This window comes from Kitasatospora sp. NPDC056531 (genome assembly GCF_042794375.1).
Lineage (GTDB): Bacteria > Actinomycetota > Actinomycetes > Streptomycetales > Streptomycetaceae > Kitasatospora.
In genome coordinates, this window is sequence record NZ_JBHTTU010000099.1 from 1 (window position 1) to 23221 (window position 23221).

General features: G+C 72.1%; 22 protein-coding genes and 2 pseudogenes. 9 read left to right on the forward strand and 15 right to left on the reverse strand.

Going from position 1 to position 23221, the window contains the following annotated elements; translation table 11 throughout:
• Nucleotides 1-621: 621 nt before the first annotated feature.
• Together ACFQ87_RS38545 and ACFQ87_RS38550 are read left to right on the forward strand one after the other, a co-directional pair.
• Nucleotides 622-762 (forward strand): annotated as a pseudogene (locus ACFQ87_RS38545) (IS3 family transposase); the annotation flags it as partial.
• A gap of 45 nt (nucleotides 763-807) precedes the next feature.
• Entirely contained in the window at nucleotides 808-1413 is a 606-nt protein-coding gene (locus ACFQ87_RS38550) for an integrase core domain-containing protein (RefSeq protein WP_380615610.1), read from the forward strand.
• 18 nt (nucleotides 1414-1431) lie between these two features.
• Here the strand turns inward: ACFQ87_RS38550 and ACFQ87_RS38555 are convergent, their stop codons facing one another.
• The gene (locus tag ACFQ87_RS38555) at nucleotides 1432-1650 is read right to left on the reverse strand and encodes an SDR family oxidoreductase (RefSeq protein ID WP_380615630.1); all 219 of its coding nucleotides are present in this window, start codon (nucleotides 1648-1650) and stop codon (nucleotides 1432-1434) included.
• Nucleotides 1651-2089: 439 nt separating this feature from the next.
• A complete protein-coding gene (locus tag ACFQ87_RS38560; RefSeq protein ID WP_380615611.1) occupies nucleotides 2090-2500 on the reverse strand; it encodes a winged helix-turn-helix transcriptional regulator in 411 nt (136 codons plus the stop codon).
• A 49-nt stretch (nucleotides 2501-2549) separates the two neighbouring features.
• Between ACFQ87_RS38560 and ACFQ87_RS38565 the strand changes: the two genes are divergently transcribed.
• Nucleotides 2550-3293 carry an alpha/beta fold hydrolase gene (locus tag ACFQ87_RS38565; RefSeq protein ID WP_380615612.1) on the forward strand — a complete coding sequence of 248 codons (744 nt, stop codon included), beginning with the start codon at nucleotides 2550-2552 and terminating at the stop codon, nucleotides 3291-3293.
• Between the two features lie 126 nt (nucleotides 3294-3419).
• Here the strand turns inward: ACFQ87_RS38565 and ACFQ87_RS38570 are convergent, their stop codons facing one another.
• The 3 genes from ACFQ87_RS38570 to ACFQ87_RS38580 all read right to left on the reverse strand — a co-directional run bounded on the left by ACFQ87_RS38570 (nucleotide 3420) and on the right by ACFQ87_RS38580 (nucleotide 5334).
• Entirely contained in the window at nucleotides 3420-3827 is a 408-nt protein-coding gene (locus ACFQ87_RS38570) for an SgcJ/EcaC family oxidoreductase (protein WP_380615613.1), read from the reverse strand.
• A 129-nt stretch (nucleotides 3828-3956) separates the two neighbouring features.
• On the reverse strand, nucleotides 3957-4382 hold the full coding sequence (locus ACFQ87_RS38575; protein ID WP_380615614.1) for a MarR family winged helix-turn-helix transcriptional regulator: 426 nt from the start codon (nucleotides 4380-4382) through the stop codon (nucleotides 3957-3959).
• Between the two features lie 334 nt (nucleotides 4383-4716).
• A complete protein-coding gene (locus ACFQ87_RS38580; protein ID WP_380615615.1) occupies nucleotides 4717-5334 on the reverse strand; it encodes a TetR family transcriptional regulator in 618 nt (205 codons plus the stop codon).
• Nucleotides 5335-5473: 139 nt separating this feature from the next.
• On the opposite strand from ACFQ87_RS38580, the gene ACFQ87_RS38585 reads away from it, so the two are divergent.
• Nucleotides 5474-6397, forward strand: a complete 924-nt coding sequence (locus ACFQ87_RS38585) for an SDR family oxidoreductase (protein WP_380615616.1) — start codon at nucleotides 5474-5476, stop codon at nucleotides 6395-6397.
• On the opposite strand, the gene ACFQ87_RS38590 is transcribed toward ACFQ87_RS38585, so the two are convergent.
• From ACFQ87_RS38590 to ACFQ87_RS38605, 4 genes are all read right to left on the reverse strand, one after another.
• On the reverse strand, nucleotides 6364-7263 hold the full coding sequence (locus tag ACFQ87_RS38590) for a transposase (RefSeq protein WP_380615617.1): 900 nt from the start codon (nucleotides 7261-7263) through the stop codon (nucleotides 6364-6366). The genes ACFQ87_RS38585 and ACFQ87_RS38590 overlap by 34 nt on opposite strands.
• Nucleotides 7264-7401: 138 nt before the next feature.
• Nucleotides 7402-8481 carry an integrase core domain-containing protein gene (locus tag ACFQ87_RS38595; RefSeq protein WP_380615618.1) on the reverse strand — a complete coding sequence of 360 codons (1080 nt, stop codon included), beginning with the start codon at nucleotides 8479-8481 and terminating at the stop codon, nucleotides 7402-7404.
• Between the two features lie 104 nt (nucleotides 8482-8585).
• The gene (locus ACFQ87_RS38600; protein ID WP_380615619.1) at nucleotides 8586-8753 is read right to left on the reverse strand and encodes a hypothetical protein; all 168 of its coding nucleotides are present in this window, start codon (nucleotides 8751-8753) and stop codon (nucleotides 8586-8588) included.
• Between the two features lie 74 nt (nucleotides 8754-8827).
• Nucleotides 8828-10147, reverse strand: a complete 1320-nt coding sequence (locus ACFQ87_RS38605) for a hypothetical protein (RefSeq protein WP_380615620.1) — start codon at nucleotides 10145-10147, stop codon at nucleotides 8828-8830.
• 99 nt (nucleotides 10148-10246) lie between these two features.
• Between ACFQ87_RS38605 and ACFQ87_RS38610 the strand changes: the two genes are divergently transcribed.
• A complete protein-coding gene (locus ACFQ87_RS38610) occupies nucleotides 10247-11836 on the forward strand; it encodes a DUF4157 domain-containing protein (protein WP_380615621.1) in 1590 nt (529 codons plus the stop codon).
• Nucleotides 11837-11844: 8 nt separating this feature from the next.
• Nucleotides 11845-12702, forward strand: coding sequence for a hypothetical protein (locus ACFQ87_RS38615; RefSeq protein ID WP_380615622.1), 858 nt, complete (start codon nucleotides 11845-11847; stop codon nucleotides 12700-12702).
• Nucleotides 12703-12971: 269 nt separating this feature from the next.
• Here the strand turns inward: ACFQ87_RS38615 and ACFQ87_RS38620 are convergent, their stop codons facing one another.
• Together ACFQ87_RS38620 and ACFQ87_RS38625 are read right to left on the reverse strand one after the other, a co-directional pair.
• Nucleotides 12972-13361, reverse strand: coding sequence for a hypothetical protein (locus ACFQ87_RS38620; RefSeq protein ID WP_380615623.1), 390 nt, complete (start codon nucleotides 13359-13361; stop codon nucleotides 12972-12974).
• A 138-nt stretch (nucleotides 13362-13499) separates the two neighbouring features.
• The gene (locus tag ACFQ87_RS38625; protein WP_380615624.1) at nucleotides 13500-13757 is read right to left on the reverse strand and encodes a hypothetical protein; all 258 of its coding nucleotides are present in this window, start codon (nucleotides 13755-13757) and stop codon (nucleotides 13500-13502) included.
• A 385-nt stretch (nucleotides 13758-14142) separates the two neighbouring features.
• On the opposite strand from ACFQ87_RS38625, the gene ACFQ87_RS38630 reads away from it, so the two are divergent.
• Both ACFQ87_RS38630 and ACFQ87_RS38635 read left to right on the forward strand, forming a co-directional pair.
• Entirely contained in the window at nucleotides 14143-14457 is a 315-nt protein-coding gene (locus ACFQ87_RS38630; RefSeq protein ID WP_380615631.1) for a hypothetical protein, read from the forward strand.
• A 655-nt stretch (nucleotides 14458-15112) separates the two neighbouring features.
• Complete coding sequence (locus ACFQ87_RS38635) at nucleotides 15113-15652, forward strand: RICIN domain-containing protein (RefSeq protein WP_380615625.1); 540 nt, start codon at nucleotides 15113-15115, stop codon at nucleotides 15650-15652.
• 52 nt (nucleotides 15653-15704) lie between these two features.
• Here the strand turns inward: ACFQ87_RS38635 and ACFQ87_RS38640 are convergent, their stop codons facing one another.
• Genes ACFQ87_RS38640 through ACFQ87_RS38650 form a run of 3 tightly spaced genes read right to left on the reverse strand, consistent with a single transcriptional unit; the run spans nucleotide 15705 to nucleotide 20658 of the window.
• Nucleotides 15705-18434, reverse strand: coding sequence for a WD40 repeat domain-containing protein (locus tag ACFQ87_RS38640; protein WP_380615626.1), 2730 nt, complete (start codon nucleotides 18432-18434; stop codon nucleotides 15705-15707).
• Between the two features lie 34 nt (nucleotides 18435-18468).
• Entirely contained in the window at nucleotides 18469-19593 is a 1125-nt protein-coding gene (locus tag ACFQ87_RS38645) for an ATP-binding protein (RefSeq protein WP_380615627.1), read from the reverse strand.
• 36 nt (nucleotides 19594-19629) lie between these two features.
• On the reverse strand, nucleotides 19630-20658 hold the full coding sequence (locus ACFQ87_RS38650) for a hypothetical protein (protein WP_380615628.1): 1029 nt from the start codon (nucleotides 20656-20658) through the stop codon (nucleotides 19630-19632).
• 367 nt (nucleotides 20659-21025) lie between these two features.
• Here ACFQ87_RS38650 and ACFQ87_RS38655 point away from each other — a divergent pair, with 367 nt between their 5' ends.
• A complete protein-coding gene (locus tag ACFQ87_RS38655) occupies nucleotides 21026-21277 on the forward strand; it encodes a protein-tyrosine phosphatase family protein (protein ID WP_380615629.1) in 252 nt (83 codons plus the stop codon).
• 177 nt (nucleotides 21278-21454) lie between these two features.
• On the opposite strand, the pseudogene ACFQ87_RS38660 reads toward ACFQ87_RS38655, so the two are convergent.
• Nucleotides 21455-22934, reverse strand: a pseudogene (locus ACFQ87_RS38660) (alpha/beta hydrolase family protein).
• Between the last annotated feature and the right edge of the window lie 287 nt (nucleotides 22935-23221).

A 23221-nucleotide genomic window follows, 5' to 3' on the forward strand; every position in this document is an offset into this window, starting at 1 on the left:
CCACAGCAGATCCGGCATGCCGCCATGCTGCCTGCCGGTGCCACCCGACCGCAGCCCGATTTCCTTGACGAACCCCATAGAGGCACCCCCCCCCGCAGAGATTCCGGACTTGGGGGCCCATTTTCGGCTGCCTACCGTGCTGCTCGTTCCCTCCCGGACGAGCCCGCACAGGAAAGCGGTCACCCCATGCACGCGATCAGGGTCGAGGAGCACGGCGGCCCCTGAAGGGTGTCTTTACTGCCGTACGGTGGCTGAGCAGCGGCTTTGCAAGCGGTCGCCTCACGGGCATGATCGCGGTTCGTGGGTCTGCGACTGCTGTACTTGATCTTCTGCCGGGCGTTGGACTGGCTGACACTACTGGGGCGCTCGTCAGCTGCGAGAAACGCCGAGATCCTCGCCCTGCGTCACGAGGTCGCCTTGCTCCGCCGCCAGATCGAGCGACCACGGATGTGATGGGCCGACCGCGCCGTACTCTCCGCACTCGCCCGAAAGCTACCGACCACGCTGCGCCGCCACCGGCTCATCACCCCGGGCACGCTGCTGGCCTGGCACCGGAGCCTGGTTCGCTGGAAGTGGCGCCAGCCACCGGCCAGGCCCGGCCGACCACCACTTTCCGAGGAGATCGTCGCGCTCATTCAGCGCCTGGCCACCGAGAATTCGACCTGGGGGTACGTCAGGATCCAGGGCGAGCTGCGGCGACTCGGTCACCGGGTCGCCGCGGCCACCATCCGCCGGATCCTGCGCCGCTCCGGCTTGCCGCCCGCACCGCGGCGCGCCTCCCGGCAGACCTGGCACACCTTCCTCCGCATGCAGGCCCACACGCTCCTGGCCTGCGACTTCATGCACGTCGACACCGTGCTCCTCAAACGCCTGTACGTCTTCTTCGTCATGGAGATCAAGACCCGGCGCGTACACGTCCTTGGCGTCACCGCCCATCCGAGCGGCGAGTGGGTGGCGCAGCTCGCCCGGAATCTGCTGATGGACCTGGGAGACAGAGCCGGGGGCTTCCGGTTCCTCATCCGGGACCGCGATTCCAAGTTCACGGCCGCCGTCGACGCGGTCTTCGCCGGCAACGACACCGAGGTCATCCCGACGCCGCCGCAGAGCCCGCGCTCGAACGCCTTCGCGGAGCGGTGGATACGCACCGTGCGCGCCGAATGCACCGACCGACTGCTCATCACCGGCGAACGCCATCTGTGCGCCGTCCTCGCCGAGTACATCGAGCACGACAACACCGGCCGCGCCCACCGCGGCCTGGAGCTGCGGGCCCCAGATGACGAACCCAACGTCATCCCGCTGCCCACTGCGGCCATTCGGCGCCGTCGAGTACTCGGCGGACTCCTCAGCGAGTACCACGGCGCCCCGATCCAGCCACCTCACAGCCCGCAGGAAACCCCCAGTTCAGCGGCCTGATCGGAGTTTTGACACCTCTCAGCGGCGTGGGGCGAGTTCGATGGCCAGGGAGCGCACGAGGGGCAGCAGGGCTCCCTTGGCGGCGGTCATGGCGGCGCCGAGTCCCTCGGCAGCGCCGACGGTGAACACCACGGACGCGCCTTCGTTCAGCAGGGGGAGCGACTTTGGGAGTGTGAAGAAGTTGCCCTTGACGTTGATGTGAACCCGGACGTTCCGGGACTCCGGGGCGGCATCGATCCAATCAACCGATGGTCATTGCTGACCAGGCTTTGACGGCCAGCCGTCGCCGACCTCATGTCCGAGCGCACCTCCGTCGGCTGCGAGGATGCCTCGGCCCCTGAGCTGCCAGTCACCCTCGACATGCCCGGCAAGGTCGCCGACTTCCTCCGCACCACGCACCTGGAGCCCGCCGAGCGCTCCGCCCTCGACCGCGACGTGACCGTACGGCGCGGCCAGGGCTACACCCTGCGCGTCAGCGCCGCCCCCACCGCGCGCCGCGGACTCCTCGCCCCTGTCAGCCGCTCGACGGCGGCCAGGGCGCCCCGGCGGTCCCCGCGAGCGCAAGGCCCGTCGCGCGTACGAGAACCGGGTCAGTACGCTCGCGCCGACTCAACCGTGATCGTTCCCAGCGGCACTTTCTGTACCACACCAGTACGAAGGCCGTTGTAGCGCCAGACTACGTGATCATCTGTCCGGTGGCGGTCGCGGGGCAGGTGTCGGAGGTGCTGTCCTGCTGCGCCGCTTCCTGGAAGTTGGCGACGGCGGCGCCGTACGTCTTCGCCCAGTCGGTCAGGGCTGCGATGGGTCCGGTGAGGGTTTGGCCCAGGTCGGTGAGGCTGTATTCAACCCGTGGGGGCGCCTCGGCATAGGCGCGGCGTTCGATCAGGCCGTAGCTCTGAAGTCTGCGCAGTGTCTGGGTGAGTACCTTGCGGGAGATGCCACCGACGAGGTCGACGAGTTCACCGTGCCGACGGGGCCTGCGACTGAGCGCGAACAGGACGACGACGGCCCATTTGCTGGTGATGATGTCGATGGCGAGTCGGGCGGGGCAGTCGGCGAGGAAGACACTTCCGGCTGAGTCCTGCATGGCCGAAGGTTACCAGGAGGTACCTATCGGCTCAGTAGCGTCTTTCCGCATGAGTACGTCGCACACGAAAACCTACGTTCTCGTCCATGGCGCCTGGCACAGCGGACGCGTCTGGGACCGGGTGGTTCCCCGGCTGGCCCGGGCAGGGCATCAGGTGTTCGCCCCTTCGCTGACCGGCCACGGTGAGAAGGAACACCTGCTCACTCCAGACGTCGATCTGGACACCCACGTCGCCGACATCGTCGCTCTCCTCAGCGAGTGGGATCTCATCAACGTGATCCTGGTCGGGCACAGTTACGCCGGTATGGTCATATCCGGCGTGGCCAGCGAGATCCCGGACCGGATCGCGCATCTGGTCTACGTCGACGCGATGGTCCCGACTGACGGCGAGAGCGCGCTGGACGTCATACCGGAGAAGACCCAGCGACTGATCGACGCGGCCACCGCCTCCGACGCCCCCTGGCGCATCCCGCCCGTGCCGGAAATGCCCGCGCCCATGGGTCTGTTCGGCGTGACCGATCCTGCGGACACGGCGTGGCTGCGCACCATGCTGTCGGACGAGTCGGTGCGCTGCTTCCTGCAGCCGGTCCGGCTGGATAACCCGGCCGTGGACGCGATTTCCCGGACGCACATCCACTGTGTCGGCAGCGCACCGGGGGACGTCACGCGCCGCCCGGTTCCGGCGGTGCAGCCGGGCGGCGCTGCGTCGCAGGTGTGGGAGCTGCGGAGCGGCCATGACTGCATGGTCACCGTGCCGGACGCACTCACCGACCTGCTGTTGAAGGCTGGCTGACCGGTTGCCGGTCGCCTGGCGCCGGCAGGTCTTCCGCTGTTCAGGGCTCAAGAAGGGGGGCACTCACTCTAATCAGGCCGTGACCGGTACATCGCATGGCTGCCGCAAGCAACGGCCATGAAGCCCTCAGGAGCGGTAGGCGCGCTTGGATCGGCGGCTCATCTTCGTGTTCTGGAACGCCACGCACTCCCAGCGTCCCTCGCTGCGGTGGAGCGTGAAGGTCTGGAACTTGTCGAACCCGATCCGAGCGCCCTTGCCGATGCCGCCGACGGTGGTAACCACCGCCGTGGACTCGTCCGGCATCCGCACGTCGATCGGCTTAACCGCCATGCGCGTGCCCTTCTGCCACCGGGTGAACACCTCATGATGGGTCCGCTCGATGGCGGCGCGCCCGAACAGGGCGTCCCCCATGAAGATCACATATGAGGCGTGCTCCGCGAACTGTGCCGCGTAGCCGGTCGCGTCGCCCGCGTCCCAGGCGCGCCGAAGCTGCTCGAGGAATTCCTCAACCGTGTCCATGCCCGTGGCCGTCATGGTCGTCTCCTGTCGTCGGGTGCCTCGCAGCAGCACCGCGTTCCGTTTCGTCTGAAACTATTCCAACCGAAACGATCCGCGCAAGGCCTCGCCCGTCACCAGATCGAACACCCAGACCGGAAGGGCCGATCACCACGCCCGGGCGGGCCGTCCTTCGGGCTCGACGGCGACGTTGGCGTACACGATGCCGAGCAACCGGCGCAGCTCGGTCTTGTCCTCGGCCGTCAGTCCTGCGGTCAGCCGCCGCTCCGAGGCGCCCGCGAGCCCGATCAGCTTCTCCAGCTCCACCCGGCCAGCCTGGCGCAGCCGGACCAGTTTCACCCGAGCGTCGATCGGCGACTCGCGCCGCTCCACCAGGCCCCTCTCGATCAGCAGCGAGAGCAGCCCCACCAAACGGCTGGCCGGGATGCCTAGCGAGGAGGCGAGCTGCTGCTGCGCATGCTCCTCGCCGTCACGCAACCCGCGCAGCACGGCGAAGTGCCGCGGATGCAGGTCCTCCTCGGCCAGGGCGGACTCGAACGCGAGAGCCGCCGCATTGCCCACCGAAGCAATCACGAAGCCGAGTGGCTCATCCGCCCCGGCGTTCCGCGTAGCAGGTCCTTTCCTCACCCGGGCAACGTAGCAGCTGACCGTTCCTACCGAAACAGTCAGCCCTGGCGGACGCCGCCGTCAAGCAGCTCGCGACCGACGGGTTTCCCATCACCGATGAGATGTTCGCCCGGCTGTCCCCGCTCCAGTACGACCACCTCAACTTCCTCGGCCGCTATAGGCCTTCACCCGGCCGCCGGCGCCGGGCCTGCGGCAGCTGCGCGACCCGTACGGAGACGACGAGACGGGCGACGGAGAGGATGGATAGCCGCGGGCCCCTTGCTCGGGGTGCCCACCGCATTCATGTCACGTTCTCCTGGCCTGTGAAGCTCCCGTCGTCGGTCGCGGCGGCATGTTCGGCCGGTGCGGTGAGGTGCCTGGTGGCGTCCAGGGTTCCCCGAATGTGCTGGGCGAGGGTGTGCTGGTCGGGGTCGTCGATCCAGCGTTCGACGGCGACCTTGAACGCGGCGATCCCGATTTCGGCCGCGAGTGCTGCGGTGGTGGCCTCCAGATCGCGTTCGCGAAGCGCGTGGGCGAGGGTGGAGACGAGTGAGGCCAGTTTGGCCAGTTCGCGTTCCTGCAGTTCGGGATTGGCGGCGATGACGGCCTGGCGCTGCCGTACCAGTTCTGCGCGTTCGTCGAAGACGGGAGCGGCTTCGGTCAGGGCGTGGGTGATCACCTCCAGTGGCGCCAGATGGTCGGCGGCGGTGGCCGTGGCGTGCGCGAGGATGTCAGCCAGGGCGTTGGGCTGGAAGAGGACTTCCCGTTTGTCGACGAAGTGCCGGTAGAAGGTGCGTTCGGTGACCTCGGCCCGGGCGGCGATCTCCGCCACGGTGGTGGCGTCGAAGCCCTTGTCGCTGTAGAGCTCCATCGCCGCCTTCTCCAGGCGGCCTCGTGCGTCGGGTCTCCATCGGCTCATGCTCCGATCCTACCCAGCGATGACAGAATCTGACATCAAGGTGATGACAGAGTCTGACATGGGCGCTACGGTGATGTCATGAACTGACATCAGGGCTCTCCGCCCCCGGCGGGGAGCCTGCAGCAGGAAGGCGCACACCATGCGCGTATTCGTCACCGGAGCCTCTGGACATGTCGGCTCCGCGGTCGTGCCCGAACTCCTCGAAGCGGGACACCAGGTCATCGGGCTGGCCCGCTCGGACAAGTCCGCCGCCGCGTTGACGGCAGCCGGTGCCGAGGTGCACGGAGGCGACCTCGACGATCTCGACGGCCTCGCCGCGGCCGCCGCCGCGGCCGACGGCGTCATCCACCTGGCCTTCAAGCACGACGCCATGTTCGCCGGCGACTTCGACAGCGCGGTCGCAGCCGATCTGCGCGCCATCGATACCCTCGGGGACGCGCTCGCCGGCACCGGCAAGCCTCTGGTCACCACCTCGGGAACAGTGCTGTTCGCCTTCGCGGGTCTGCAGGACGCCCTCACCGAGGCCGACGCGCTCGACGCAGGCCCACGGATCGACGCCGAGAACGCGGTGGTCGCACTCGCCGAGCGCGGCATCCGGTCGTCCGTCGTCCGGCTCACTCCGACCGTGCACAGCTCGCTCGACCACAACGGCTTCATCCCGACCTTCATCTCCATCGCCCGGTCCAAGGGCGTCTCCGCCTACGTCGGCGACGGGGTCAACCGCTGGCCCGCCGTGCACACGCTCGACGCGGCACGCCTGTACCGGCTGGCGCTGGAATCCGCGCCGGCGGGGTCACGGCTGCACGCCGTCGACGACGAAGGGATCACCTTCCGCCAGATCGCCGAGGGCATCGGCCGCGGGCTGAACCTGCCCGTGGTCAGCATCCCGCCGACCGAGGCCGAGGCCCACTTCGGCTTCCTGAGCGCCCACGCCCAGGCCGACAACCCGTCCTCGAGCACGCTGACCCGGGACCTCCTGGGCTGGAAGCCCGTCCAGCCCGGTCTCGTCGACGACCTCGGCCAGGGCCACTACTTCGACGCCCCCGCGACCACCCCGCGCTGAGCCCGCCCCCCTTTCTCCATCCGCCCGGCCCCGCGCTTCCAGACGGCCCGACGGAATCGGTCCGAACGACCCACCATCCCCCTGCGCGACCGGCTGCAGTGCAGCCGCGAGGAGACGAACGCCTGGTCCTTGGCGGTGCCCAGCCGTTTGCCCTTCAGTGCGGGTCGGCCGCGGCGCCCGGTGGGCGGCGGGGCCAGGTCGTACAGCACCGCCGACGCGGGCAGTCGGGTGGTGAATGTGCAGGTCGCGGGCAGGGTGCGCAGGGCCTTGCCGTGGTAGGCGGCGTCCGCGACGACGTGGATGCGCCGCCCGTAGTGGCAGGCGGCCAGCAGGCGGATCATGGACGCGGCGAGGTCGACCTTGGACTGCTCCTGTTTCGGGCGCCACAGCCGGGCCATCACCGGAAGGCACACCGGCCGCGCCAGGAACGGTAGTTGAACCACGATGCCGACCACCACGAAGCAGGTGCCCCGCCCGATGGGCCGGATGCCCCGGGCCGCGCCGTCGTGCTGCCAGGCCGCCCCGAACACCTTCTTCCCGCGCCGTTTGAACAGTGTGTCGTCCACCGCCACGGTCAGCACCGCGCCCTCGGGCAGCAGTCGGCGAACGATCAGGTGGGACAGCGCAATGCCCAGGAGATCCGGGCTCCAGGCCGCGCGGGAGAAGAAGGCGTGCGCCCGGTCGTGGGACCAGGTGCGCGTCAACCCCGCGCCGAGGAGCATCCCAGTCACCGTGCACCGCCCCGTCTGCGCGATCAGCCCCGTGACCAGCGCAGCGAAGGTCTGGAAGGTCGGCGCGGTGAAGCAACCACGCACCAACTCCAACACGGCGAGCAGGGAAGCGGGTACGGTCGGATCCGGAAGCATCGGCGGGTCCCTCCCCGGAGGCGACGCAAGCACCGCCGATGCTTCTCTGCTGCCGCCAGCCAACACAGCCAGATGACGCCACATCACCCACCTGAGCGACTCACACGACGATCAACGAAAACGTCAAAAGTCGAGTGGTCACGCGGCATGTTGGTATTCGTGGAGGGTTCCGCCCAGTCGGTCTCGCCGACGGACCACCAGACGTCTGATCTGTGCTGGTTCGGGTAGCGGGCGGAGTGGCGCGGCTTGCTTCAGGGTTCGGTGCGGCCGGTGCTCGTTGTAGAAGGTCTCGAACTCGCGCAACGCGTGGAGGAGGTGGCGCTGGTTCCAGATCAAGGTGCGGTCCAGCAGCTCGCGTCGGCAGGTCTGTATCCAGCGCTCCATGACGGAGTTCATCCGCGGTATCCGGATGCCGGTGGCCACGACGCTCAGGCCGGCGTGGGCCATCAGGGCGTCGAAGGAGGCCGTGAACTTCGAGTCGCGGTCCCGGATCAAGAACCTGGCCTTGTTACCCGCGTCCTCGAGGTCCATGAGCAGGTTGCGTCCGAGCTGCACGACCCACTCCGCGGTGGGGTGTGCGGTGGCGCCGAGGACCCGGATGCGCCGGGTGCCGTGCTCGATGGCGGCGAAGACGTACAGGCGGGCTCCGGTCAGGGTGCGGGTCTCGAAGAGGTCGCAGGCGAGCAGGGCCTCGGCCTGGCTGCGCAGGAAGTCGGCCCAGGTCGTGCCCTGCCGCTCGGGCGCTGGTGGGATGCCGTGCTCGCGGAGGATCTCCCAGACGATGGAGGCGGCGACCTTGATACCGAGGGCTGCGAGTTCACCGTGGATCCGGCGATACCCCCACGAGGCGTTCTCACGAGCGAGGCGCAGGACAAGGGCCCGGATCGACCGGACCGTGGGCGGGCGTCCACGGCGCTTGGACACGCAGGTGGTGGCGTGGTGCCGCTTGAGCAGGTCGCGGTGCCAGCGCAGGATCGTGTCCGGGCGGACCAGGAGCAGAAGGTGCCGCAGCTTTCCCATCGGGACGTGGTGGAGCAGGCCGGCAAGGACGGCACGGTCGGTGTCGGTGAACCTGGGCTTTCCGACCTGGCGTTGCAGGACCAGCAGTTGGTGCCGCAGCGCCAGGATCTCGATGTCCTTCTCCCGGCTGCCCATCGGCAGCAGCCGAAGCAGCGCGAAGGTGTTGGTCATGGCGAGGTAGGCCAGGCGCAGCAGCACAACAGATCATCATGCCGTCCGTGCTGCCCCGTGGGGAAGACAACCACGAGGTCGACAGACGCGACCCGCGGCCAGGTGACAAGGCCGTGACCAGGCCGGATGATTTATCGGCACCCACAGTCGCGGGAGAAGCCGGCCTGCCGCTGCCAGGTCACCACCTCGCCGTCCTGGCCGAGGATCTCCACCCCCGCCGGAAGGGTTTCGCCGACCGGGGTGGTGCCGGAGACCAGGCGGGGGCGCTGCGCGAAACCGCCGAGGCCGAACAGCAGCACGCTGCGAACAGCCCGGGAGGCGAGGTACGCGGCGGTGCGCTGCCGCTCGTCGCCGTGCAGCTTCGACAGGTTGGTCAGGTCCGCCCAGGCCGACTTGAGGCGCTTGCCCCACTCGTCGAGCGGCTTGCCGTCCTCGAACAGCAGCCCGCCCAGGATCTCGACCCTCCACGGGGCGAGGTGGTTGGACAGCGCAAGGTGGATCTCCGCGCCGCCCGCCCAGGTCGTGAAGGTCGCGCCCGGCTCAGACGGGTAGACCCAGGCCCGGTCACCGGGGCGGGCAGCAGGCCGACGTGGTTCCAGCCGGCCGGGACGGTCACGCGGACGTTCCAGTGCGAGCAGGACATCAGCGCCTTGACCTGCTCCGCCTCCGACATCGCGGCGAACGCGGCCGCGGTGATCCGGCGCGGGGTGCCGACCGGCGACTTCCACAGGTGCTTCTCGTAGGCGAAGGTGCGGTCGTACTCCACCAGCGCCGGGAGCTGCTCCGGCACCCGAGGCGGCAGGATCAGCTCCGTGCGGCCCTGCCCGCCGGTGGCGTGCAGGAGACCCCGCAGCTCCTCGGACAGGACCGGATAGCCGCCGGCCCACTTGCCGGTGGTCGGGATGGTGCGCGACCACAGGTCCCGGCCGGTCTGGCTCGGGGAGCCCATGAGCACGGCGTCGTCCCAGTGGCGGCGCAGCGCCTGCCACAGCAGCCGGAACGCGTCCCGGCAGGTGACGACGTCGGCGCCATCCGGGTCGAACCACTCCCCCATGGAACGGATCTCCGTCACCGGCCCCTCCGGGGACGCGGCCGGGGCGTAGCGGCCGACCGGCTGGCGCTGGTGGACGAAGTGCCCGGCGAGCTTGTCCCGGCCGCTCCCGACGGCGGTGGTCCACCGCTCGCTCGGGGTGTTAAGCCAGGCGGCGACCGCGTCCTTGAGCGTGGAGTACCGCTCGGCACCGTCGTGCCACGGGGCGTCGGCGGTGATGTAGATCCGCTCGGTGCCGGGCGCGGTGGCCAGGACCGCGTCCAGGATCTCCCCGGGAGTGCGGGCGCCGAGGTCGAGCCGAACCGTCTGGTCGCGCACGGCCAGCACACCGGCCGCCGCGTCCAGGAACACCGTGCTGCGCGCCTGCTGGGTGAAGTTCGGGCGCTTGGAGACCAAGCCCGTGGTGACGGCCTCGAACCGGGCACCGGCCGAGCCCTTCGGAAGGGTGGGCAGCTCACGCGGACCGGCCTCGACCACCGGACGCGGCAAGGCAGCGACCGGAGCGACCGAAGCGGCCGGGACGACCGGCGCAGCGGCGGGGGCGGGCTGCTCGGCGACGGCCTGGTCCTCGACCTCGGTCGGCACCTCGGTGACCGGGGCGGCCGGGGCCGGCTGCTCGAGTACGGGTGCCCGGCGGGGCACCCGGGTCTGCCCTTCGGGCCCTGGCGTGCCGGGCGTCGAACGCGTATGCAGGAAGGGTCGCTGTTCCACCGCGGGAAGAGGCCCCCCTTGCATGCCCCCTTGCACGCCCGAGAGAACACCAGGGCCCAGGCCTCCGGACGCACCGGTACGCCGGTCCGCACGCCGCGCACCGGCGGCCGGGGGCCGGGGCCGGACCTGATGGCGCTGCAGGCGACCGCCGGGAACCGAGCCGTCGTCCAGATGCTCCGTCAGGCGGCGGGCCCGGCCGGGCGGGCCGGCGCGGCGGTGCAGCGCTCGGCCGTCCACGACGTCCTGAGCACGCCCGGCCGGCCGCTGGAGGCCGCCGTCCGGTCCGAGATGGAGGGCCGGATGGGCGCCGACTTCTCCGCCGTGCGCGTCCACGACGACAGCGCCGCCCAGGCCTCCGCCGCCGAGGTCGGCGCCCGCGCCTACACCTCCGGGAACCACGTCGTCATCGGGGCGGGCGGCGGCGACCGGCACACCCTGGCCCACGAGCTCACCCACGTCCTCCAGCAGCGCCGGGGCCCTGTCGCGGGTGCCGACAACGGCTCCGGGCTCAAGGTCTCCGACCCGTCCGACCGCTTCGAGCGTGAGGCCGAGGCCAACGCCGTCCGGGTGATGCGCAAGCCGGTGGCGGGGCCCACCACGGCCGACCGGGCCGGCGGGGAAGCAGCCGGGCAGCACGAGGACGAGCACTGCGCCGACCACGGCGCCGGCCCCCTGGCCGAGGAGCCCGTCCTGCAACGGGCGGCCGCCTTCCAGCCGTTCACGGGCATGACGGCCGGCAACACGCAGATCGGCGGCATCCAGACCGACGTGCTGGGCGCCGCCGGCCTCGTCTACCCGAACGGCGGCACCCTCGGCAACTGGGTCCACCTGGAGCGGATGCTCAGCAACACCGGGGGCGGATCGTCGCCCGGCGAGCCCGCGGACATCACCGCCATCAGGACCGTCGACAGCGGCCTGGTGCGCGCCAACGGCCAGCAGAACGCCGCCACCGCGATGCACGCGATCAACGGCGACTTCACCGCCGGCGCCAACGACACCGCCACGAACATCTTCATGGGCTCGGCCAAGTCCAACACCCAGGAGCACTTCAACAAGGTCGAACGGCCCATCCGGGCCTCGATGCAGAGCGGCACCCACGGACTCGCCGCGAACTACGAGCAGTGGATCGCCGCCAACCAGCCGATCGACCTCGGCGACGGCAAGATCGGCTTCGCGGCCCCGGGGCAGACCGTCCAGGGCACCCAGTCGAGCGCGACGGCCCTGGCGCCCTACCAGCAGTCGCACCCGACCGTCACCCACGTCATGGACCCGGCCGCGCCCCTCACGAACCCCAACGCCAGGTGGCCCAAGATGATCCACTACCGGGTGACGCCGCACTACACGTACAGCAACGATCCGGCACAGTGGCCCCAGTTCCTGAAGGACAACCTCGCGGCGGCCCAGAAGCTCGTGGACGACGAGAAGCTCAAGCCGCTGAACGAGCAGGACCAGCCGGCGCTGGCCAACGAGATCGCGGCCATCGACCTCCTGAAGCTGCGCGCGCATCAGCTGTTCCCCGCGACGTACACCTGTGAGGCCGACTACTACCTCGCCTCCTACAACCCGCAGGCGCCCTGGTACCACGGCCACGACCTGGACACGTACGACGCGGAGGTCTGAGACAGCCCATGAGCGACGAGCAGCACGACAACGAGCACCGCACCGGGCACGACGGCTCCGACCGGGCGGCACGTCCCGGGGCCTTCCTCGCCCACGCGCCCGCGGACGCCGACCGGGCCGCCGCCCTGGACGCCCGGCTGCGGGCCGGCGGCCTGCGGACCGCCCTGGACGAGTCCCGCGACCTCTCCGACGACCTGCCGGCCGAACCCGTCCTGCAGGAGCTGGGCGCCTGCGGGTTGTTCCTGCTCGTGTGGTCCCGGGACGCGGCCGACGACCCCCACGTCCTGGAACAGCGCCGGTACGCGGCCTCGTTCGACAAGCCCTGCCTGGTCTGGCCGCTCGACGCGACGGCCCTGCCCCCCGGGGAGGGCTCCGTCGAGCAGCTGCCGGCCGGAACCGACGACCGGGCGGTGGACGCCGCGGTCCACCGGCTGCTCGGCACCCGACCCGTCGACGCACCGCCCGCCGACGCGCCGCCCGCCGACGCGGCCGGAGCGGGCCCGGTGGGTGCCGGGGCGGTGCAGCCCGGTCACTGGACGATCGAGAGTGACGACCCGTCCGGGGAGTCCCTGGACGTCGAGCTCACCGCCTCGGCGGACGCGGCCGTGCCGGACGGCTCCGTCGAAGGCGGCCACCTGACGGGTACCCACCACCGGGCGGGCCTGCAGGGCAAGGTCACCGGCCGCTGGTGGTTCGCCCCGGAGGACGGCCGGCTCGACCTCGAGCTGGCGTCCTCCTTCGGGCTTCGTCCTCAGCGCGAACGGCGGCACCTCCGGATCCTGGACGGCGACGGCCGCACCCTCACCGCCGAGGACCTGCACGGCATCGCCGACCCACGGGAGTACCGGCTCACCCGCGACCGCTGAGCCGGCCCCTCGACGAGCGGGGAGCCGTCGGCGAACACCCGCCCGGCTCCCCACCGTCGCGCCGCGCCGTCGCGCCCACCTGACGTCGCGCCCACCCGTCTTCGCTCCCGGCCACATAGCGCCTGGTCAGACCCGCAACACAGCCCCCGTGTTGCACCCCCACGCAACACCGCGTTGCACCCCCGCGTTGCACCCGACTCGGCGTCCGAGCCGCGCGGCGCTGTCCTCTGACAAGTAATCTTGACCGATTGACAGGCGACTTTGACCGGTCAGAGCTGGTAGGGGTGCAGCTCCAGCTTGTCCGCTTCGACGCGGATCTCCACCCAGGCGCTGTCGGGCGGCGGCGGTGAACCGACATCGAACAGCACCTGCGAGTCACCCAGTTCAAGGACAGCAGTGCCGTCTTCGGTGAGCTGGAGCCGTCCTCGCAGGACGACTTGGCCGGCCTCCTCGCGCACCCCCGGTTCGGCGAGCGCGGCCGGCCGCGTGTTGCAGCCCCAGTGGAGGTCGGCGGCGACGGTCCATTCGATGTGGTGCCAGCCGACCGCGTTGTCCAGGCCGCCGCGCCACACCGCCATGGCGCTGCCGACAGGCGTGTGAACTCGGACCCTCGGCAACCCCGACGGACCCGGCGGCAGCACCTCGGTACGCACCAGCACACCCCGATCATCCACCACCGGGCCGACGCTGCCGGGGGCAGCCCGGGCGCGCGCCGGCCAGGTCCTCGACGCCTGACCGCCCCCCCGGCGGGCGGGAGCGGGCCGCCCGGGCCCGGGAGGTCCGGGCGGCCTGCGGTTTCACGCGCCGAGGCTTGTCCCGGGGAGGTCGGACGGCAGGTAGCCGAAGCCGGGTCGGCCCGGCGTCGCCTGGGCGAGGGCGTGGAGCAGTGGGGCCGGCGGGGTGGCGAGGATGCCGGGGTAGTCGCGTTCGCCGAGGTCGGGGCGGACGGACCAGGCCAGGCGTTCGGCCTGCAGGTCGTACTGCGCGTGATGGTCGATCGCCTCGTCCGCCGCGAGGTAGGCGGCGAGGTCGTCGGTCTCCGGTTGCAGGATCATGGTGCCCACGCTGCCGCGCGCACGGCCCGCCGCGGGCGCAATTCCACTCCCTGGACAGGGGCCTGGGCGCCGCCGCTGTCGTAGGCGTCTGGTTGGCTGCTCGTCTGCGGGGCGATCGGTGCCCCCGGGAGACCGCTTCAAGACCTCAACGGCCGGGTGTTCACCCGGGGCTGACCCGGCACGCCATGCTTGCCGGGGATGCCGGCCGTCGCGGCGGCCCGGTGTCGGTGGTGCGCGATAGCGTCGTGGAGGGCACAGAAGAACACGTGCAGGAGGAGGACGACGATGGCGACCTTCGCGCCCGTTCCCAGTGCCGAACGGCCGGGCCTGGTTCTGGCACCGGCTGATGCCCGAACTGCGGGCCCGGGGGCACGACGTGGTCACCATGGACCTGCCGGGCGACGACTCCGCGGGCCTGGAGGACACCCGGGCCATCGTCTCGGCGGTGGAGCGGCACCCCAGCCTCACCGGGCCGCTCGTGCTGGTGGCGCAGTCCCTCGCGGGCTTCTCGGCGCCGCTGGTGTGCGGGCGGCTTCCGGTGCCCGTCGCCGAGATCAGTGCGGCCCGCACCCGCGCGGGGCGCCGGGGACCGGCTCTCCCATCCGTTCCAGGACACCGAGGACGGGCAGGCCAGCCGGCACCGCCCAGGTCGGCGCGGCGACCCGGCGGGCCCAGGAGCGGCGGACCGACAGTCGGATGAAAAGTGGGTGGCCGTACTCGACCTTGTGGCCGAACCACATGCCCGCAGTGTGACGGCGACCGATGGTTTGCGAGTCGCCAGCGCGAAGCCCTGGTCACCGGCGTACTTCGAGTTGAGAGGGCGGTATGTGACGTGATGTCGTGTCTGTCGCCTGGAATGTGTGGGACCGCGGCATCCGTGCTGACCAGAGGGCGCCCGTGCTGGAGTGTCTCCCGTGAACGACCGCCAGCCCTACAAGAGCGACTTATCCGACCCCGATCGAGCCCGTGATCGCCGCTTGGAAAGCCCGATACCGCTCCGTCAGCGGCCACCGGGCAACTACGACATGCGGGCTCTCAACCACGACGAAGGCCCGGACCAAGGTCCGGGCCGCTGCGCTGGCAGGCGCGGGAGAAGAGACGTTTTCACCACTGGAGCGCAGTTCCACACTGTCGCCCGATACCTCAAGGACAACTGCGGAGCCGAGGAAGTCCGCGGCCTCGTTCTCGCTCGTGCCCCCTTTCGACCGCCATCAGGCGCATAGACACGGGTGCTCTCTTCTTCGTCTGCCCTGCACACGCGGGGGTTGCTCGACCTGCGCGCTGGTCGGATCGTCGTGGGCCAGGTCGGCCCGGGCTCGCGGGGGTTGCTCCTCGTCCGCCCTGCTCACTGGCGCTTGCCGGTCGTTGGCCCCGCGCTCGCCGCCCCCGCGTCGGCCGCGACCCAGTCGCTGGCCTCGACCTCCTGGCACCACTACGTGTGCGACGACGGCTACTACCGGATCAAGACGCCGAACGGACTGCTCGTGGAGAGGAGCCTGGCCAGCGCCTGGGGCCGGGCGGTCCAGAACCCCGACACCGGCGGCTACAACCAGCAGTGGAAGAAGTGCCACTACGAGAACGACAGCGAACTCTTCATCTTCCGCGACCGGTCGAACGAGAACACCTGCCTGGGCATCTGGAAGAAGAACCCGCAAGACCCGAACGAGGATGGCGACGGCTCCAACCTCTCCGCGTTCGACTGCACGGGGTGGATCTACGGAACCCAGCAGTTCCGGATCCATCCTGCCGCACCCGGATCGAACCAGTCGGTACTCCGTGTCGGGTTCAGCGGGAGCTTCGTCGCCGTCGCCGACCCGAACGGTCCCGCGGGCACGGAGATAGTCCAGTACTCCAACCGGGCGACCCTGTTCACGTTGGAGCACCTCGCGGCCTGACGTCCCCCGTGCCGTACGGGGGTCCGACCCAGCCGGGGCCGGACCCCCGCTCTCATGCGGGCGCGTCGGCGGAACCGGCCGGCGCGGCGGACTCCGCCGGCCCGAACACCGCGACCTCCCAGCCGAATCCGACCACCAGCCGGCCCGCCGGGGCCGGGGCCAGCGCGCCGACCGGCAGTGGCAGCACCAGGTCGGGGCCGAGTTGGGCGAGCGTGGTCAGGTCCCAGGTCCGTACGGTGCCGTCGTGGCCGCCGGTGACCAGGGCCGGGCGGCCGTCGACGGGTGCGACGGTCATCGCGGTGAGGCCGTCGTCGGCGGCGGGGAAGGGCGGGCCGAGCGGGGTGCGGGCGGCCAGGTCCCAGACCTGTACCAGGCCGTCGTCGCGGCCCACCGCCACGAGCGGGCGGCCGTCGACCACTGCCGCCGCCAGCAGCTCGATGCACGGCCCGTCGTCGTCCTCGTCCTCGTCGTCGTCGAGCTCGTCGTCCTCGTCCGCGTCGTCGGGCACGGCATCGGCCGGTTCGCCAGCCGGTTCGTCGGGCGGGAACCCGAACGGACCGCCGAGCGGGGCGCCGGAGGTGAGGTCCCACACCCGCACCGTGGACTCGTCCGCGGTGACCGCCACCGGCCGGCCGTCGACCACCGCCGTGGCCACCGCGCACACGTCGGACTCGTGTCCGGCCGGCGGCTGGTGGAGGACCTCCCCGGTGGCCAGGTCCCAGACCCGGACGAGGCCGTTCGCGCCCCCGGCGACGGCGACCGCCCGGCCGTCCAGCACCGTCGTCGCCACGGCGTCCACGTCGCCGGCCTCGCCGTCGTGGGCCAGGGGCGCGCCCGAGGGGCCGCCGGTGGCCGGGTCCCACCGCCGGGCCAGCGGCTCGCCCCCGGCGGTGAGCAGGACGGGACGGCCGTCGACCACCGCCGTCGCCATCGTGCGCACCGGCTCCCGGGGGTTGACGGCGAGGGTGCCCGCCGCCTCGCCGGTGGCCAGGTCCCACAGCCGGGCCGTGCCGTCCCAGCCGGCGCTGGCCACCAGGGTGGTGCCGTCGACCTCGACCGTCGTCACGGCGGTCACCGCGTCGCCGTGGCCGGGCGTCGGCTTGCCGACGGGCCGTCCGTCGGTGGCCGGGTCCCAACGGTGGACCCGGCCGTCGCCGGTGCCGATGAGCACCACCGGCCGGCCGTCCACCGTGGTCGCGGCCAGCGCCCGGGTCCCGCCCAAGGGGGCGAAGGCCTGGGAGAGCTGCTGCCCGGTGGCCGGGTCCCACAGCCGCACCATGCCGCTGTGGTCGCCGGTGCACACCACCGGGGCGCCCCCGGCCGTCGTCGCCGCCACCTCCAGCTGCACATCGCGCCCGAGGAGCATGCGCTCGCCCAGCCGCCGGCCCGCCGCCAGGTCCCACAGGGTGGCCGCGCCCCAGACGCCGACGGCCGCGGCCGGGCGGCCGTCGACCGTCACCACGGCCAGCTCCGGCCCGCCGAACCCCAGGGGAAGGGGCGGCAGGAACTCGCGCCCCTTCGCCAGGTCCCACACCCGCAGGGTGCCCCCCATGTCACCGGTCACCGCCACGGGCCGGCGGCGGATCACCGCCGTGGCCAGCGTCTTCAGCCTGCTGTGGAAGAAGTGGGCGGTGCGGGGCGGCTCCTGCATCGGCGTGCCGACCGCCTCGCCGGTGGCCAGGTCCCAGACCCGCACGGTCTGGTCGTCGCCGCAGGTGACGGCCACCGGACGGCCCCGGAGCGTCGCCGTGGCCGCCCCGGTCACCCAGTTGGTGTGGCCGGTCAGGGGCGGGTGCAGGGGCCGGCGCGCCGCCAGGTCCCAGATCCGTACGGTCATGTCCCGCCCGGCCGACACCGCCACCGGCCGGCCGTTCAGCCTGGTCGCCGCCACGGCGCAGACCTGCCCGGTGTGGCCGGTCATCGGCTCGCCGACCGGCTCGCCGGTGGCCAGGTCCCACAGCCGTACGGCGCCGTCGTCCCCGCCGGTGACCACGACCGCGCGGCCGTCCACCGTGGTCGTGGTGAGCGCCGACGTCCCCTCCTCGTGGCCGGCCACGCTCCAGCGGCAGCCGCCCAGTTGGGCGCCGCTGGCCCACTGGACGTGCCGGCGCGGGCCGGGCTCGCCGGGCACCGGGGCGGCCTCGATCCGGGCCAGCAGTTCGCGGTCCCCGTACCGGGCGGCGTCGAGGGCCAGCAGTTCGCGGCGCACCGCGGCGCTCGCCCCCCGGTGCCGGTGCGCCGAGGCCTCGTACACCGCGGCGCCCACCCGCGGGAAGCCCCAGTCGGCGTGCGGCAGCAGGGGCAGCAGGGTCGCCGGGTCGGCGTTCACCAGGAAGGGGCCGTCGGTGAAGGCGTAGGCGCCCAGGCTGATCGCCACGCTCCGGCGCAGCGAGGGGTCGGGGCCCTCGACGGCGCGCAGCCACACGGCGATGCCCTCGGCGATCCTGCCGTCCTCGGCCAGCAGCCCGCCGAGCCGCTGCTCGGCCAGCTGGCGGTAGGGGTCGATCGTCGTGGTGACCGCGCCGCGCAGCAGCCGCTCGGCCTCCGCCCGCTCGCCGAAGTCGCGGGCCTGGTCGGCCGCCTCGATCGCCGCCGCGACCTCGACCATCTCCTCGGCCAGCCGCGGCGGCAGGGTGGACAGGTCCACCAGCTCCCAGGGGCGTGCCCACGCCGTGCGGTCCTCGTCGGTGGGCGGGGCGGGCGGCGCGCCGCGCTCGGCGCGCGTGCGCCGGCCGCCGAGCAACCGGCCTATCCAGCCGCGGTGTTCCTCCGAGTCAGCCATCGCTCTCCCCACTCCCGTACCGGTCCCGATCACCCTAATGACCGGCCCGGCGCCCCGTCAGCCCTGTGGGGCGGGCGGCGGTGGCGAAGACGGTGCCGTGGTCGGCGGCGACCAGGTCGTGGACGATGGCCAGGCCCAGTCCCGAGCCCGGGGTGGACTGGGTGCCGGCGGCGCGGTAGAAGCGCTCGAAGACGGCCTGCCGGTCGCCGGGGGCGATGCCGGGCCCGTGGTCGCGCACGGCCAGCCGGGTGCCGGTGACGCGGATCTCCACCGGGGTGCCGTCCGGGCTGAACTTGACGGCGTTGCCCACCAGGTTGTCCACGCAGCGCTGCAGGGCGCGCGGGCGGGCCAGCACCGGCGCCGGAGCGTCGGCGAGGACGGCGATCTCGCGGCCGGTGCGGCGATGGAAGCGCCGGGCGCTGTCCTCGGCGGCGGCCGGCAGGTCGACCGGCTCCGGGCCCTCCGCGGTCCACTGGTCGGTGGCCAACTCGACCAGCTCGCGGACGAGTTCGTCCAGGGCGACGGTCTCGGTGACCAGGGTGGCGAGGATCTGCTCCTCGTCCTCGGGGGCGAGCCGGCCGCGGGCGCGCTGGAGGAGTTCGGCGCAGCCGCGCACCGAGGTCAGCGGGGTGCGCAGCTCGTGGCTGGCGTCCTGGACCAGGCGCTGCTGCTGTTCGCGGGAGCGGTGCAGCGCGCCGACCATGGACTCGAAGGCCCGGGTGAGGCCGCCGACCTCGTCGCGCCCGGCGGCGGGCAGCGGGGTGGCCAGGTCGCGGGTGGTGGTGATGTGCTCGGCGGCGCGGGCCAGGCGCCGTACCGGGCGCAGCAGCCGGCCGAGGACGAGCCAGCTGAGCAGCGCGCAGACGCTCGCCGCTGCCGCGCTGGTGACGGTGATCCGCCGCAGGAACGCTTCGTCGACCTCGGTGACGCCGGCGTAGGTTTGGCCGACCATCACCGCGCCCTGCCCGTCGGGGCGGGCGGTGGTGAGGACGCCGTAGGGGGTGCCGTCGGCGGTGGCGTCCTCCTGGTGCCAGCCCTGCCCGGTGCGGGCCACCTCGCGGGCCCGCTCGGAGACCGGCAGCGCCGGCCCGCCGGGGGCGCAGCAGCCTCGGCTACCGCAGTCCCGCCGAATACGAGACCGCCCTGGCGACCTGACCACCACACCAACGGTACCCGTCAAAGCGGAGCAAGCTCACTACTGCCAGCCGACCAAGCGGAGTTGGGACGTCACATTAGGACTGTGGGGCGCGATGGAGGCGAGCTTCTTGGGGGTGGCGCCGGGGGTGAGGTCGAGGCTGTACAGCTCGGCGACGTCGTGGCCCTGCCGGGACAGGAACACCACCGACTTCAGGTCGGGCGAGGGGGCGACGGCGCTGTTGTCGCGGTCGTTGTCGGGCAGGAGCTGCTCGACCTTCTGCACGGAGTCGAGGGAGTCCGAGAAAACCACGCGGGACATACCCTTGCCGACGCAGAAGAGGCTGTGGTCGTCGATCCAGAACTTCGGGATGCACTGGGGGGCATTGTCGCCCCCCGGAAGTTTCTTGCCGCCAGGGTTGTCGGAGTTCGGACCGAAGCCGAGCGGCGCGGCGAACTCGTCGCCGCTCCCGGGCACCGTGGAGTCCTTGAGCCAGATCGCGCTGCCGAAGTTACTTCCGGCGGCCGCGGCCGTGCCGGACGGATTGACGGTGACGTCCTTGAACGCGTCGTTCAGGGGCATCCGGGACCAGGGCTGGTCGCCGGCGAGCACGAAGCCCCAGTTGTGCGAGAGCCCGTGATCGGTGGCGGCCGCGCCCGGCTGACCGAGGTCACGGCTCATCACATGTCGATCGCGGTTTTCGTACCACAGCGTCGACGTGCCGCTCTGGAAGGCGGGCGTGCGGTCGTTGGCACCGACCGTGAAGGGATCGGCGGACGGAGCCCCGACCGGCGTGCTCTGCGGCTTGAGGGCGAAGGCGACGGCGGGCCCGTCGTGGCTGCCCGGCCCCGACTTCTGAGGGGACGACGGCATCACACCGGCGACCAGCGTGAAGTCCTTGTTGAAGGCCTGCCGCACAGCACTCGGAACGCTGCTCTGTTCAGTGGGAATGGAACTGCAGAGGATCCCGGTGTCTGCGCCCTGCGGAAGCACCGACACCGAGCGGGCCACCTCCTGACCGTCGGTCACCGAGTATGAGGCGAGCGTCAGCTGCTGGGACTCCAGGGCACCGCCGGTGCCACCCTTCACGTCGCACCACGACACAGTGACGGTCCCGGAAGCGCCGACCGACTTGGCCGCGACGCTCCCGGAACCCGCAGGAGCGCCGGAAGAGGCGCCGGAGTCCTGGGACCCCTTCGCGTCACCCGTACCGCTGCAACCGGTGACCGCCAGCGCGATCACGGCCGCGACCGCAGCCCCGCCGTAGTTCCCCGCACGCCAACGCATATGCCCCCCTCGCCATAGAGATCATCCGGACGGTACCAGACGGCTGGTGAGCACGCCTGACGGCCCGTCCGCTGCCGCCTTCGGCGGCTGCTGCAATCGATCCCGGGCGTCCACCTGAGCTTCCCCCGCTGGGTGGGAGGTGGTGATTACCTGCTCAGGACAGGTGTGGGTGGGGACCCGGCAGCCCATCCCCGACCGCACCGTCCCAGCACCGCGATCTTGCCCAACCCTGCACAGACTGGCCGAACAGCTACACGAAGGCGCACACGTCGTCACCCACTGCCGAGCCGGCATCGGACGCTCATCGCTCCTCGCCGCCGCACTCCTCATCCTCAACAGCGTCGATCCCGACACCTCCTGGCGCCAGATCGAACGAGCCCGCGGGCTCGCCGTCCCAGACACCGCCGAGCAGCGAGAGTGAACGATGGAACTGCTTAAATGGGCATGATGTTGACAAATCAGATTCCACAGAATCGCCCGCTACCTGCGGCTACGGGGACCTCCAGCGGGAGATCGAGGAGGGCCTGAACTCGCCGGCGGCACGCTCGTCCTGGCGGGAGCTTTCGCGGCACAGCGAGGCAAGTAGGGCATCGCCTGGTTACCCCTGGTGGACCGTCAGGTGGCCGTAGGCCCGGAGGGTGTCGGCCGGGTCACCGGGGCGGCCTCGCAGGGTGGCGTCCAGGAAGGCGAGGGTGGCCGCGGCGACGACGCGCGGGCTCTCGGTGCGGCCCAGGGTGCCCACGATCGAGGGCACCGGCGGCAGGTAGAGCGGGCCGTCCATGAAGGTTAGGTGCCCGGCGCCGGGGACGGTGAGGCGGTAGCTCGTCGCGGTGCTGTGCTCGAGGGCCTCGGTGAGGCGGGGCAGGTAGCGCGGGTCGGTGCCGGTGGTGATCTCCTGGGTGAGCGCGAGCGCCGGCTGCTCGAGGGCGGGCGTGGTGGGGCCGTGGGGGTAGCCGTCCAGGTCGACGACGGCGTCGAACCGGCGGTCCTGCCGGGCCGCCTGCAGGGCGGCGGCCCCGCCCAGGGAGTGGCCGGCCACCGCGGCGCGGCCGGTGTCCAGGCGCCCGGTCAGCGGGTCGGCGGTCTCCCCCCCGGTCCAGCCGTTCCAGCTGGGTGAGGACGAAGCCGAGGTCGGCGGCCCGGACGGCGGTCCAGCCCGCCGCCAGCTCCTCGTCCCTGTCCCGGTCCCCGGAGGAGGCGGTGGTGGCGCGGATCGTACGGCCGTCGGCGAGGACGACGACGGCGGAGTCGTACGGGTGGTCGAGGGCAGCGACCAGGTAGCCGTGGCTGGCCAGCTCCTCCGCCCAGGCGGTGTTCTGGGTCCGCACCCCGCCCGACCCCGGGGAGAACAGGACGACCGGGAACCGCTCTCCCCCGCCAGCCACCGGGGCGTCGACGACCGCGCGGCTGCGGGCCCGCGGGACGCCGTCGACCAGGAAGCCGGGCAGGCCGACCCCGCCGGCGAGGGCCTCGGAGACGGTCCGCGCCTCGCCCTCCGTGCGTCCCAGGTACTGGGCCCGAGGGACGCCCGCGGGGCTCTTCTGCGCCGGGTACCAGAGCTGGACCACGACCGTGCGCCGGTCGTCCGGATCGGCGGTGAAGCTCTCGGGGCGGAGCGGGTCGGTCCACTGCACCACCCGGGTGCCGACCGCGAAGTCGCCCGTCGGCTCGGGGAAGACGGGCACGGGGAAGGCCCAGGCCGCCACCGGGCCGGTGGCGATCAGGCCGGCGCAGGCCAGCGATCCCGGCAGGGCCAGCCACCAGCGGGCCCGCCGCGCCGGTCGGCCGGTACGGCGCCGCAGCAGGGGCGGGAGGGCGAACGCCGAGGCGACGGCGGCGCCGGCCAGGACCGGCAGCAGCTGCCAGCGGATCCCCACGATGCCCAGCACGATCGCCGACGGTACGAGGACCGCCCCGGCCGCGACGGTGACGGGCCGGCGGGTGGCCGGGGGGAGCCAGCGCGCCACCAGCAGCGCGACGGCGCCCAGCAGGACGAGGACTTCCGGAAGGGACAGGAACAGCCCCGGGATGGTTTCGGTCACCCGGCCATGCTCGGCGCCGGGTCCGCGCCGCCGCATCGGCCCCGGGTCGCCGCCGACTGCGACCGGGGTGGCAACCGGGGGCGGCCCGCGGTGCGACCGGAGTGGCAACCGGGCACCCCGGACCGGCGGCCGGCCTGCGACCGCGGGAGGTGGCGGGTCTCCTCCTGTGGTCGTACCCCGGCACATTGCGCTCCGACGCCGGGCTCATGTGCGGCGCGGGCCCGCGGCCTAGATGACTGATGCCAAGGGGTTCAGTGGTCATACGCGGTCAGGGAGCGCATGACGGGTTGTCCGGTGCGGTCGTTGTGCCAGATCGCGGCGGT